General features: G+C 63.4%; 9 protein-coding genes, 1 tRNA gene and 1 pseudogene. 5 read left to right on the top strand and 6 right to left on the bottom strand.

Annotated features, from left to right (window positions below; genetic code table 11):
- Positions 1-92 precede the first annotated feature (92 nt).
- Positions 93-2027 (bottom strand): choice-of-anchor I family protein, encoded by a 1935-nt coding sequence (locus tag ACN0V4_RS20545; protein WP_417679621.1) that lies wholly within the window; start codon positions 2025-2027, stop codon positions 93-95.
- Between the two features lie 193 nt (positions 2028-2220).
- Complete coding sequence (gene ctaD / locus ACN0V4_RS20550; RefSeq protein WP_417679623.1) at positions 2221-3891, bottom strand: cytochrome c oxidase subunit I; 1671 nt, start codon at positions 3889-3891, stop codon at positions 2221-2223.
- Positions 3892-4427: 536 nt separating this feature from the next.
- Between ctaD and ACN0V4_RS20555 the strand changes: the two genes are divergently transcribed.
- Positions 4428-6200, top strand: a complete 1773-nt coding sequence (locus tag ACN0V4_RS20555; protein ID WP_417679625.1) for an alpha/beta fold hydrolase — start codon at positions 4428-4430, stop codon at positions 6198-6200.
- An 88-nt stretch (positions 6201-6288) separates the two neighbouring features.
- The gene (locus ACN0V4_RS20560) at positions 6289-6711 is read left to right on the top strand and encodes an HIT family protein (protein ID WP_417679627.1); all 423 of its coding nucleotides are present in this window, start codon (positions 6289-6291) and stop codon (positions 6709-6711) included.
- A gap of 158 nt (positions 6712-6869) precedes the next feature.
- Here the strand turns inward: ACN0V4_RS20560 and ACN0V4_RS20565 are convergent, their stop codons facing one another.
- On the bottom strand, positions 6870-7283 hold the full coding sequence (locus tag ACN0V4_RS20565; RefSeq protein WP_417679629.1) for a MerR family transcriptional regulator: 414 nt from the start codon (positions 7281-7283) through the stop codon (positions 6870-6872).
- Positions 7284-7355: 72 nt separating this feature from the next.
- On the opposite strand from ACN0V4_RS20565, the gene ACN0V4_RS20570 reads away from it, so the two are divergent.
- Both ACN0V4_RS20570 and ACN0V4_RS20575 read left to right on the top strand, forming a co-directional pair.
- Complete coding sequence (locus ACN0V4_RS20570) at positions 7356-8294, top strand: cation diffusion facilitator family transporter (RefSeq protein WP_417679631.1); 939 nt, start codon at positions 7356-7358, stop codon at positions 8292-8294.
- A gap of 119 nt (positions 8295-8413) precedes the next feature.
- Positions 8414-8596: a hypothetical protein gene (locus tag ACN0V4_RS20575; protein WP_417679633.1), complete on the top strand. Its 183-nt coding sequence runs from the start codon at positions 8414-8416 to the stop codon at positions 8594-8596.
- Positions 8597-8776: 180 nt separating this feature from the next.
- Here ACN0V4_RS20575 and lipB read toward each other — a convergent pair whose 3' ends face one another.
- Positions 8777-9433 carry a lipoyl(octanoyl) transferase LipB gene (gene lipB, locus ACN0V4_RS20580; protein ID WP_417679635.1) on the bottom strand — a complete coding sequence of 219 codons (657 nt, stop codon included), beginning with the start codon at positions 9431-9433 and terminating at the stop codon, positions 8777-8779.
- A 41-nt stretch (positions 9434-9474) separates the two neighbouring features.
- Positions 9475-10122: a DsbA family oxidoreductase gene (locus ACN0V4_RS20585; RefSeq protein ID WP_417679637.1), complete on the bottom strand. Its 648-nt coding sequence runs from the start codon at positions 10120-10122 to the stop codon at positions 9475-9477.
- 140 nt (positions 10123-10262) lie between these two features.
- On the opposite strand from ACN0V4_RS20585, the gene ACN0V4_RS20590 reads away from it, so the two are divergent.
- Positions 10263-10349 (top strand) — tRNA-Leu (locus ACN0V4_RS20590).
- A 538-nt stretch (positions 10350-10887) separates the two neighbouring features.
- Here ACN0V4_RS20590 and ACN0V4_RS20595 read toward each other — a convergent pair.
- Positions 10888-11424: pseudogene (locus ACN0V4_RS20595) on the bottom strand (recombinase family protein); the annotation flags it as partial.
- Positions 11425-11831: the final 407 nt, after the last annotated feature.

Raw genomic sequence — 11831 nt, forward strand, 5'->3', positions numbered from 1 at the left:
GCTTCGGCTGCGGTCGAGCCGGCGCGAAAGCCTGTCGGAAAAAAGACAGCCGCGGGCAGAGCCGCGGCTGTCGATGGTTGGTCTGTCCGACTTCAGAACAGGAAGTCGTCGGCGTCGAGTGCCGTATTGTTGGCGGTCAGCGCCAGGGTGATGCTGTCGCCCAGATCACCGTAGTCGACGGTGAAGCTGTTGCCGCCATTGTCGGTGATCGTCAGATCATCGAAGCTCAGCCCGGTGGCGCTCAGGTCGATCTTGTCGTTCTTGTTCAGGCCGAAGATCGTGTCGTTGCCGTCGCCCAGGGCGAAGACGAAGGTATCGGCGCCGGCACCGCCGCGCAGCACGTCGTCGCCGGTGCCGCCGATCAGCGTGTCGGCGCCCTTCTGGCCGCGCAGGATATCGTCACCGGCGCCGCCTTCGAGCAGGTCATCGCCCTGACGGCCGGCCAGGATGTCGTCGCCGACGGTGCCCGCCAGCATGTCATCGCCTTCGCCGCCGACGGTGCGGTGACCAAAGGCCAGATCATAAAGCGCCGTGGTTCCCGACATCTCGTAGCTGACCGCGATCTGCGCCACGCCGCTTTCGCTGTGCTCGGCGGGGATGAACTTGATCACCTCGGGGCTCGAATCTCCGGTGAGCGAGCTGTCGATGTAATCGACGAACACCGCCTTCTTCGGGTTCGAGATGTCATAGATCATGATGCCGCCATCGCGCTCCAGCCCGATGAAGGCCAGGGTCTTGCCGTCAACCTCGCCCACGGCGATGGCTTCGGGTTCCGGCCCCTTGTTGTCCGAGCGGTTCTCGTCGATCACGCCGGCGTCGTCCGAGGGGTAGCCATCGTTGTTGAAGGCGTTCGCCGGGCGCAGTTCCGAGATGAGGGTTTCGAAATCGTCGCCCGAATCGAACACCACTTTGCCATCGGTGTCGAAGATGGTGAAGGAGCGCGAGCCGTAGGAGTGCAGCACGTCGATATCGCCGTCGCCGTCGGTGTCGCCGTCAATGATCGAGACGGTCAGGCGCTCCAGATCGGCCAGTTGCTCGGCGCTATAGGCGTCGGGGTCGATCGAGACGCCGGGCACGTCGCCGGCCAGGATGTCGCCGACCCGGGCCGCATCGCCGCCCTCGTCGAAATCACCGCGATCATCGCCTTCGTTGGCGGTCAGGAAATAGGTCTGGCCCTTGATCTCGACCGTGGCGATGGCGTCGGGCATGCGGATGCCTTCGACGTCGATGGTGTGGATGTTGATGGCATCGTCCTTGTCGTTGGGGTCGATGCCGTTGCCGTCCAGGCTGTGATCCACGGTGCCGAGCGGCAGGATTTCGGTGAAGCTCATGGTCGCCAGGTCGAAGACGGCCACCGCGTTGGCCTCCTGCAGGGTGACATAAAGCGTGCCGTCGGGGCCTTCGGCGATGTATTCGGGTTCGAAATCGGTCGAGGGCAGGACGCCGGGGAAGAGGCGCACGCCAGCGGCTTGCAGCGCGTCGATCTGATCGTCATAGGCCTCGAAGCCGACGGTGGTGGCGGTCATGGTCGCGACCTCGATCACCGAGATCGAGCCGGCGGGATCGCCAGCGGCCTTCGGTTCGCCTTCGTTGGCGACGAAGATGTATTGCCCAGCCTTCGAATAGGTCACCATGTCGGGCAGGTTGCCGACCTCGATCGCGGCGCTGGGCAGATCGCCATCGACCGCGTCCAGGGCATAGACGGCGACCACGCCGTTCATCAGGCTGCCATCCGCGGCCTCGCGCTGAACCGCGACGGCGATGCCGCTGTCCGAGACGGTGACCGAGTTCACGCCGTCGTAATTCGCGATCAGCGTCAGGTCGAGCGAGGTGATCAGCGCCTCGGTTTTGGCGTCGAAGATATCGATGCGGTCATCGGCACCGTTGGTGACATAGAGCTTGCCGTCGCGATAGGCGATGACTTCTGAACCGGCTTCGCCGGCGCCGCTGTCATAGCTGCCGGCTTTCTCGAAACCGAGAGAGTTCTTCAGCACTTTGTCCATGGTGATGGTGGTGTCGGTGGTCATGGCCATCGGGTCCCTGTGTCATTCGTAACGTGTCAATCAAAGACCGGCGCGAGGGGCCCCCGGCCGGCGTACTGCCGGGCCGCGATAGCGGGACAAGATCACGTCAATGTGACATCAGGCGATTGGGGGGCGGCAAAACGAAAAAGGCCCTGGCGGATGCCAGGGCCTTTGCAGTGTCGGACGATCGTTGCGATCAGTGGGCGTGGACCTTGTCCCAATCCTCGCGCTTGGGGAGCTGTTCGAACGTATGCTCCGGCGGCGGCGAGGGCAGGGTCCATTCCAGCGTATCGGCATATTCGTTCCAATAGTTGTTCTGGGTGACGCGGGCGCCACGGAACAGCGAATAGAACATGATGCCGAAGAACAGCAGGAAGGAGGCGAAGGAGATCAGCGCGCCGGTCGACGAGATCTTGTTCCAGAAGGCGAAGGCCTCGGGATAGTCGATATAGCGGCGCGGCATCCCCTGGCGGCCCAGGAAGTGCTGCGGGAAGAAGGTCAGGTTCACCCCGATGAAGAACAGCCAGAAGTGCAGCTTGCCGGCCCATTCGGGATATTGCCGCCCGGTCATCTTGCCGAAGTAGAAATAGACCCCGGCGAAGATGCAGAAGGCCGCGCCCATCGACATCGTATAGTGGAAGTGCGCCACCACGTAATAGGTGTCGTGATAGGCCCGGTCGACGCCGGCCTGGCTCAGCACCACGCCGGTGACCCCGCCGATGGTGAAGAGGATCAGGAAGCCGAAGGCGAAGAGCATCGGCGTCTTGAACTCGATCGAGCCGCCCCACATCGTCGCGATCCACGAGAAGATCTTAACCCCCGTCGGCACCGCGATCACCATGGTGGCCATCATGAAATAGGCCTGCTGATGCAGGCTGAGGCCGACGGTGTACATGTGGTGCGCCCAGACGACGAAGCCCAGAACCCCGATGGCGATCAGCGCCCAGACCATCGGCAGATAACCGAAGATCGGCTTGCGCGAGAAGGTGGCGATGATGTGGCTGACCAGACCGAAGCCCGGCAGGATCACGATATAGACTTCGGGATGGCCGAAGAACCACAGGATATGCTGATAAAGCACCGGGTCGCCGCCACCCGCAGGATCGAAGAAGGTGAAGCCGAAGTTACGGTCCATCAACAGCATGGTGATCGCCCCGGCGAGCACCGGCAGCGACAGGAGAATCAGCCAGGAGGTCACGAAGATCGACCAGGCGAAGAGCGGCACCTTGAACAGCGTCATGCCGGGGGCGCGCATGTTCAGGAAGGTGGTGATCATGTTGATCGCCCCCAGGATCGACGAGGCGCCCGAGACGTGGACCGCGAAGATCGCCAGATCCATCGACATGCCACCCTCTTTCACCGACAGCGGTGGATAGAGCACCCAGCCCACGCCGGAACCGAGCTGGTCATTGCCCCCTGGCGCCAGCATCGAGGCGACCCCCAGCGAGGTGCCCGCGACATAGAGCCAGAAGCTCAGGTTGTTCATCCGCGGGAATGCCATATCCGGCGCGCCGATCTGCAACGGCATGAAATAGTTGCCAAAACCGCCGAACAGGGCTGGGATGATGACGAAGAACATCATCAGGATGCCGTGGTAGGTGATCAGCACGTTCCACAGGTGACCGTTCGGCGTGCAATCTCCTCCGTTGCCGAACAGCCGAAAGCCCTCAAGACACATGTACTGAACACCCGGTTCCATCAGTTCCAGGCGCATGAAAACGGTGAAGGTCACAGAGATCAGGCCGGTGAACGCGGCGAAGATCAGATAGAGAATGCCGATGTCCTTGTGGTTCGTCGACATGAACCATCGCGTGAAAAATCCGCGCTGGTCCTCGTGCCCGTGACCATGAATGGCTGCGTCTGCCATTTGGTGGTGCCTCCCTTTTGCGTGTTACAATCTGCCGGTTTCCCGGGCAGAATTGTTCCCGCGGATGTTAGGATGCGGGAAATTCTGCATCAATGACTGAATTTGATTTAGATCAAGATAAATCCGCAACTGCCGGGCAAAGCGCGCCCTGGCGCGAGGCGGGAAAACGATTCGACTGTTCTTGATGGCTCTCGGCACCCGGCGGCTGGCACGCTGTGGCGCGCGATCTCGGACAGTTTCCCGCCAAGGGAGGAGAGGGGAGGGATGAGACCCGCACCCCGTCGGCATCATGCATGAGATGACACCTCAGGTCCGTGCCCGGCCAAAATATGGCGACGGGGGCGGGGGCTAAAATGGACTTGCGATAATGGTCTCACTCATCGGAACACCTGCATTTTTAACCCATGGTCGCTTTTGTGCATGACCCAAATGGGTTAATTTCTCAGGAATCTGCGTATCGCGTTCCGATGCTGCTGCGCGGAGAGGTCCGGTTCTGCCGGACCATATCGGGGCGGTGACCATCGGGGTGGGGGAAGATGCCAGACGCCGGCGTGTGGGACGGGGATCGGGAAGAGGATCGACAGACGAGTCGCGACAAGGTGATCTCTGCGATCTATGAGGCTGTGCTGCGGCCCGAGCTCTATGACGATTTTCTTGAACTCTGGTCCGAGCATGTCCTGCACGAGCTGGGCGGTCCCAAGGGGATCGACAAGGTGCGCCCGGCCGGCTGCGGTGACGATGTGGTGATCTGCGGCGCCGAGCTGGAGGATCACTTCCGCCGCGCCTTCGACATCCTGGAGCGCATCGGGCGGCAGCAGAAGGTGCCCGGGATCCGCCGCTTTATCGAGGAACATGCCGGCTATGCCCTGCTGTTGCGCTGCGACGGCAGCCTGCTTGCCCGCAGTCGCAGCGCGGAACGGGGCGATGACCAGACCCCTGATCTGGCCGGCTTCGAAGCGCATCTGGCGGCCGGGTCGGTGCATCAGCTGCATGCTCTGCTGGCCTCTTGCGCCGAGGGCGGCCAGCGTGCCGAGGCGGTGGTGCTCAGCACCGATCTTTCCGCCCGCTATCTGATCGCGCGGCTGCAACCGGGCGCCGAGGCTGAGGGGGGCGAGCGGCTGGTGGTGATCGAGCCGCTCGAGGTGATCTGGTCTGATCGGGTCGAGGCGCTGCTGACCCGCAGCTTCGGCCTGTCGCCGGCCGAGGTCGACCTGGTCCGCCATCTGATGGCCGGGCGCAGCCTGAAACAGATCGCGGAAGGAACGCAACGCTCGGAACACACGGTGCGCAACCAGTCGAAATCGGTGCTGGCCAAGACCGGGGCGCCCAGCCAGGCCGATCTGATCCGCCTGGTGGCGGTGCTGTGCCGCGGTGCCGGCCCCGGAGCGGGACGCCTGGGCGGATTTGGCGTCGGGCGGCTGCGGATGCGGGATGCGCTGGGGCGCGGTTTCGAACTGTACGAGTTCGGGCCGCCCGACGGACAGCCGGTGCTGTTTCTGCACGGGATGTTGGATGCGATGGCCGGGCTCAAGCTGCTGCAGCCGGAGCTGGCCCGGCGGCGGCTCAGGGTATTGGCGCCGGTGCGGGCCGGCTATGGCCATTCCGAACCGCTCGACCGGCCTGATCAGGCGGTCGAGGCTGGGCTGGCGCAGGCCGATGCGATCTGGTCCCGCTTCGACCTGGGGGCGGTGCCTGTGATCGGTCATATGGCCGGAGCGGTCCATGCCTTTGCTCTGGCCGCGCGCCATCCTGACCGGGTGGCCGCGGTATTGCCGGTCTCCGGCAGCCTGCCGTTCCGGTCCCTCGCGCAGTTCCGCAGGATGGCGCGACGTCAGCGCATCGTCAGCTATACTGCCCGGGTGGCGCCGCTGCTGCTGCCGGCGATCCTGCGCGTGGCGGTGGCGCAGATCGATAGCGGGCTGGTCTCCGACTTCGGGCGCGCCCTCTATCCCGAGGGCAGCCCCGATCTGCTTTTGGTCCATCGTCCCGAAGTGCTCGATGCGCTCTGCGAAGCCTATCGGTTCTCGGTGACGCAGGGGCATCTGGGTTTTCTGGGCGATGCCTATTTTGCGGTGCGGGACTGGAGCGCCGATGTCGCAGCAACGGCCTGCCCGATCCATTTCTTCCACGGCACCGACGATCCGGCGGTGGCGCTGGAGGATGTCCGCGCCCTCTGCGCCGCAACCCCGGGAGCCGAGCTGACGGTCTTGCCGGACTGTGGTCAGCTGGTGATCTACCAACATCCGGGCGTCGTGCTCGACCGGCTCGCGGCGCTGGTGCCGGCGACTGCGGCGGCGCCGCGGCCTTGACCTGGCGCGGCCTGCGCCGCACTACTGCTGCAAACGCGCGCGGTGTGCCGCGCGCCTGTGGCCGACCGAGGAAAGGGGTTTCACGGCAATGAGTTACGATCCGGATAATATCTTCGCGAAGATCCTGCGCGGCGAGCTGCCGTGCCACAAGCTCTATGAGGATGAGGCCACTTTCGCCTTCATGGACATCATGCCGCGGGCCGATGGCCACTGTCTGGTGATCCCCAAGACCCCCTGCCGCAACCTGTTGGATGCCAGCGCCGAGCAGCTTTCGGCGGTGATCGCCACCACCCAGAAGATGAGCCGCGCGGTGATGGCGGCCTTTGGCGCCGGCGGGGTGACGGTGCAGCAGTTCAACGAGGCGGTGGGCGGGCAGGAGGTGTTCCATCTGCATTTCCACGTGCTGCCGCGCCACGAGGGCGACCGGCTGCGCCCGCCGGGGGTGATGGCCGATCAGGCGGTATTGGCCGAGCAGTCCGCCAAAATCCGCGCCGCGCTGGCCGAGATGTAAGGAGAGGGGGCTGTCCGCCCCCTCTTGGCCCTTCGGGCCAATTCACCCCCGAGGATATTTTCAGCTAGAAAAAGAGCCTCGGGGGAACATCCAGCGGGCGGGCGCCGGGGCCTTCCCTGTCTAACTGCTTGCGCCGGCGCCTGCCGGCCTGGGGGCGGTCAATGTTGGCCGGCGCAGGGCCCGTGGTCGCCGAAGGCGTGGAGCACGGCGCAGCTTTCCTCGTGATGGCCATCGCAGGCGGCGGCGATCCGGTCCAGTTCCTGTTCCAGTCGTTGCAGGCTGTTGATCCGCTGGCGCAGACGGGCCTGCTGCCGGCGGGCAATGTCATGCGCCCGGTCCAGCGCGGCGCCGTCGGCGCCCTCGAGCGAGATCAGCGCCGCGATATCGTCGAGCGGCAGGCCGAGGTCGCGGGCATGGCGGATGAAGCTGAGCCGGTGCAGCGCCGCCTGATCATAGCGGCGCTGGTTGCCATCGCTGCGGGCGGTGGCCTGCAACAGGCCCTTGTCCTCGTAAAACCGGATGGTGGGCACCTTGACCCCGGTGCGCCGCGACATTTCGCCGATCGAAAGCATGATTTGGCCCTTGAAGCTCTAGTCGCTAGAGAGATTAGGGTGCAAGGCGACTCAGAACAAGGACGACCTCCGATGCCGCATGATCATTCGCACCACCATCACCACCATCACATGGATCGCGACGCTGGCGATTCCCGCGTCGCCTGGGCGGTTGCGGTGAACATGGCCCTGACGGTGGCGCAGATCGTGGGCGGCCTGTTGTCGGGGTCGCTGGCGCTGATCGCCGATGCGCTGCATAATTTCTCGGACGCCATCACCCTGATAATCGCCTTCTTCGCCCGCAAGGTGGCGCGCCGGCCGGCCAATGCCGGGATGAGCTTCGGCTACGGCCGGGCCGAGGCGGTGGCGGCGCTGGTCAATTACACCACGCTGGTGGTTCTGGCGATCTACCTGATCTACGAGGGCGTCACCCGGTTTCTCGAACCTGAGCCGGTCGATGGCTGGCTGGTGGTCTGGATCGCGGTGCTGGCGCTGGTGATCGACGTGGCGACGGCGGCGCTGACCTATTCGCTGTCGAAGGACAGCATGAACATCCGCGCGGCCTTCCTGCACAATGTGGCCGATGCGCTGGGGTCGGTCGCGGTGATCGTGGCCGGGGTGGCGGTGATCCTGTGGGACTGGACCTGGGTGGACCCTTTGGTCACCCTGATGATCGCCGCCTATATCCTGTGGCATGTCCGCTCCGAGGTGGGCGATGTCTTTGGCCTGCTGATGCTGGCCGGCCCCGACGGGCTGAAGGCCGAGGATGTCGCCGATGCCATCGAGGCGGTCGACGGGGTCGAGGGGGTGCATCACCTCCACCTCTGGGAGATGCAGGAGCACGAGAAGACGCTGGAGGCGCATCTGGTGATCGCGGAAAGCGATTGGCCCCGGGCGGATTCGGTGAAGAGCGCGGTCAAGGCGCTGCTGCGCGAGGAGTTCGGCATCGGTCACAGCACGCTGGAGATCGAATGTGCCCCCAATGCCTGCGTCGGTGAGGCGCGGTTCGGGCATGGCGTATCCGGCACCTGAGCCGCAGTCTGGCCGCCCCCTTTCGGCGGGGCGCGCCACCTGCCCGGGAAGGGGCGCAGAATCTGCGTCATTGTGTCGCGGCGTTTTCGTGCTACTCTCTGATTCAGGGAGGACTGAACATGCTGCACTTCATGGTTGGCCTGATCATTGGCCTTATCATTATGGCCCCGCTGATCGCCTTGGTGATCCTGGCCGGGTTTTCGCCGAAGCAAACGAAGGAGGGCGCCACGCGTCGGGAGGCGGATCCCTATTCGATCCCCTTCGCCCGGTCGCGCCGTCCGTTCCCGGGGCTTTCCGGCTGAGGCGCTGATCCGGGGGCTGCGGTCGGAGATATCGCCGAGGGTGGCGTATCGCATCCGCGGGAGGGCTTTGTGCAGCGCCTGCGGCGAGTGTTCCGCAATCGCGTGATGCGCGAAGCCCATAGGGTGTCGCGGGGCGGCAGCGTCAGGGTGGCGTCTTGTGGGGCAGGGGTGTTCGAGGGCTCAGGCGGGCGCGCCGAAAGCCTCGTCAAAGCTGCGCCTCAGCACCACGTCGAGGTCATCCAGGGTGACCGGCAGGCCGAGATCGACCAGGCTGGTCACCCCGTATTCGGTAATGCCGCAGGGCACGATGCCGGTGAAATGTTCCAGATCGGGATCGACGTTGATCGAGATGCCGTGAAAGCTGACCCATTTGCGCAGCCGGATGCCGATGGCGGCGATCTTGTCCTCGGCCATCTTGCCGCTGATCGTCTTCGGCTTGTCCGGCCGTTCGATCCAGACGCCGACCCGGCCGTCGCGGATATGGCCGGTCAGGTTGAATTCAGCCAGGGCGGCGATCACCCAGGTCTCGAGCTGTTTGACGAAGGCGCGCACGTCGCGACCGCGGGTATTGAGGTCGAGCATCACATAGACCACCCGTTGGCCCGGCCCGTGATAGGTGTACTGCCCGCCGCGCTTGGCCTCAAAGACTGGGAAACGGTCGGGATCGGTCAGATCCTCGGGCTTGGCGCTGGTGCCTGCGGTATAAAGCGGTGGGTGCTCCAGCAGCCAGACGCATTCCTCGGCCTCCCCGGCGGCGATCTGCGCCACGCGGGCCTCCATGAAGTCCAGGGCATCCTGATAGCCAGTCAGCCCGTCGCTGATTTTCCATTCGACCATGCCCCCCTTTAGCGCTGTCGCGGGGCGGGGGAAAGATCGGATCAGCTTTCCATCTGCGCCAATTGGTCGAGGATATTGCCGTAGCCGTCGACGCCTTGCGCGCCCGAGACCAGGTATTTGCCCTGAAACACCATCGCCGGCACGCTCTGGATGCCCTGTTGCCGCCAATAGTCTTCCTTCATGCGCACCGGCTGGATGTGATCGCCACTGACCAGCGCCTGGCGCGCGGCTTCGGGGTCGAGCCCGGCCTCGGCGGCGACCTCAAGCAGAACCTGCGGGTCGGAGACATCGCGGCCCTGGCTGAAATAGGCGCGGAACAGCGCCAGTTTCAGCGGCAGTTGGCTGCCCTGCTCTCCGGCCCAGTCCAGCAGCTGATGGGCGAGGAAAGTGTTCACCATCCGCGAATCGTCGGAAAAGGCGAAGACGAATCCCAACTCGGCCCCGATCGCGGTCAACCGTTGCCGCGCCGCCTGGCTGTCGGCGGCGGAGGAGCCGTATTTCTCGGCTATATGCTCGCGCAGATTCTGCCCTTCGGGAGGCATGGCGGGGTTCAGTTCGAACGGATGCCATTGCAGCGCTGCCTGGGTGCCGCGCGCTTCCAGCGCCTGCAGCAATTGCAAAAGCCCGATGACGCACCAGGGGCAGACGATGTCCGAGATGATGTCGATCCGCAGGGTGGGGGTGGTCATGGCAGGCTCCTCCATCAGGTCAGAACGACCTAGCATGAACCGTGGCGGCAAGAAAATCACCGTGACGTAAAAGAGGCGCGATTTGCCCCTTCACATCCGCTTTTGGCTCGTCTATACGGCGCGAACATCAGCCCGATAGTGCGGTCGTGGCGGAATTGGTAGACGCGCAGCGTTGAGGTCGCTGTTCTTTAACCGGAGTGGAAGTTCGAGTCTTCTCGACCGCACCATTTTACATTCCGGGCTTTTCAGCCCGAAAAATCCAAACGGAACAGACACTTGCAGCGTTCGAAACCCTTTTTGGGGATCGTAGTGAAGTGGCCCTGTAAACAGCAGTCTGAGCAGTGTTCTGCGCAGGATGAATGATCCGTTTTCCCATATTTTCCAAGGGCTTGACAGGACTAGTCCGCAGAGTTCGAAAATGTCTTCAAAGCTATGGCGCGGCTTCAGGTTTTTGGTGGCTTTTTCCGACAGCACCAGCTTCTCGCGCTCCATCTCTTCGATCCGTTTTTCATAGGCCGCGATCACCGTGGGGCTATTTGAGTCCATGATCCGGTCGAGCGTCGTGGCGATCCTGGTATCGACCGCGCGCACTTGCTTGAGCAGTTCTGCCTTCAGGGCATCAGCTTGCGCCGTTCGCTTGTCCCAGACATCCCGAACCATCGCCTTCATCATGGTCATCACCCCTTTCGACGGGGAGAGACCACGCATCAGCTTGGCGAAATCCTCTTCTATCCGCTCGGCACGCAGGGACTTGCGATAGAAGGTGCAGCCCTTGGTCTGGCACAAATAGTAGGGATAGCGCTTGCCCGTGCTGCTGCGCGACCAGCAGGAGGTCATGAGCCCGCCGCAACAGGCGCAGGAGATGATACCACGCAAGGGGAAGTCCTGGGTGATGTCCTGACGCATCGGAGCGATGTTGCGTTCGGTCTTGCGTTGCTGAATCCGCTGGAAGGTTTCCAGCGAGATCAGCGCCTCATGCTTGCCCTTGCGCAGGGTGACGCCCCAGGGCTCGTATTCGAGATGACCAGTATAAATGACGCGGTTCAGAAGATCGCTGACCTTCTGCTGGCGGATTTGGCCACCGGGCAGGTCTTTGGGAAAGACGGGCGAGTTTTCCAGATACCGTTTGACCTCGGCCTGGGACCCGAAGCGCCCCGAAGCATAGCCTTGCAGCACCTCCTGAATCACGGAGGCGACAGGTTCGTCCCGTACCAGAATCTTGCCCTCGCCGGATCGCTTCTCATAGCGATAGCCGATCGGCGCGGGAAACACCGCATAGCCGTTGAGCATGCGGCCCCGCATCCTGTTGGCGGTCTGGCCGGATGGGAGCGCGTGTGATGCGGACGATCGATTTTATCGGGCGGACCAAGCGTCGCCAGGGGAATGAAAAACTAGCCTTACAGGACAGCCCGAAGCAGGAACGTGCTGATATGCAGAGTACCGTGCGTTCAAACAAGAGCGCCAGGAGGGCCCTGACGAGAAGATCGGACGGTATGTATGTGCCTGATGCTTTCGGTTATCCGATGGTCGTCATCCTTCGGCGTATGTCATGGGCTTATCTTGATTGGCTGGCCGAGACTGAAGACTGTGATGGACTGCCGCGCCAAGCTCAGGACTATCAGAACGCCCCACCTAGGCTCAGGACTCATAGCCAATAGATGAGGATTGCGGCGAGAGCGATGGCGGAGAAGAAGGCCTTGGGGCACCTG

The sequence above is a fragment of the Pseudodonghicola sp. genome, assembly GCF_048268305.1.
Classification (GTDB): domain Bacteria; phylum Pseudomonadota; class Alphaproteobacteria; order Rhodobacterales; family Rhodobacteraceae; genus Pseudodonghicola.

Excerpts from the sequence above, each read along its gene's own strand:
- ACN0V4_RS20570 (WP_417679631.1), top strand. The coding sequence starts at position 7,356 with ATGCCGCATGATCATTCGCACCACCATCACCACCATCACATGGATCGC.
- ACN0V4_RS20560 (WP_417679627.1), top strand. The coding sequence starts at position 6,289 with ATGAGTTACGATCCGGATAATATCTTCGCGAAGATCCTGCGCGGCGAG.
- ACN0V4_RS20545 (WP_417679621.1), bottom strand. The coding sequence starts at position 2,027 with ATGACCACCGACACCACCATCACCATGGACAAAGTGCTGAAGAACTCT.
- ACN0V4_RS20555 (WP_417679625.1), top strand. The coding sequence starts at position 4,428 with ATGCCAGACGCCGGCGTGTGGGACGGGGATCGGGAAGAGGATCGACAG.
- ctaD (WP_417679623.1), bottom strand. The coding sequence starts at position 3,891 with ATGGCAGACGCAGCCATTCATGGTCACGGGCACGAGGACCAGCGCGGA.
- ACN0V4_RS20585 (WP_417679637.1), bottom strand. The coding sequence starts at position 10,122 with ATGACCACCCCCACCCTGCGGATCGACATCATCTCGGACATCGTCTGC.
- ACN0V4_RS20575 (WP_417679633.1), top strand. The coding sequence starts at position 8,414 with ATGCTGCACTTCATGGTTGGCCTGATCATTGGCCTTATCATTATGGCC.
- ACN0V4_RS20565 (WP_417679629.1), bottom strand. The coding sequence starts at position 7,283 with ATGCTTTCGATCGGCGAAATGTCGCGGCGCACCGGGGTCAAGGTGCCC.
- lipB (WP_417679635.1), bottom strand. The coding sequence starts at position 9,433 with ATGGTCGAATGGAAAATCAGCGACGGGCTGACTGGCTATCAGGATGCC.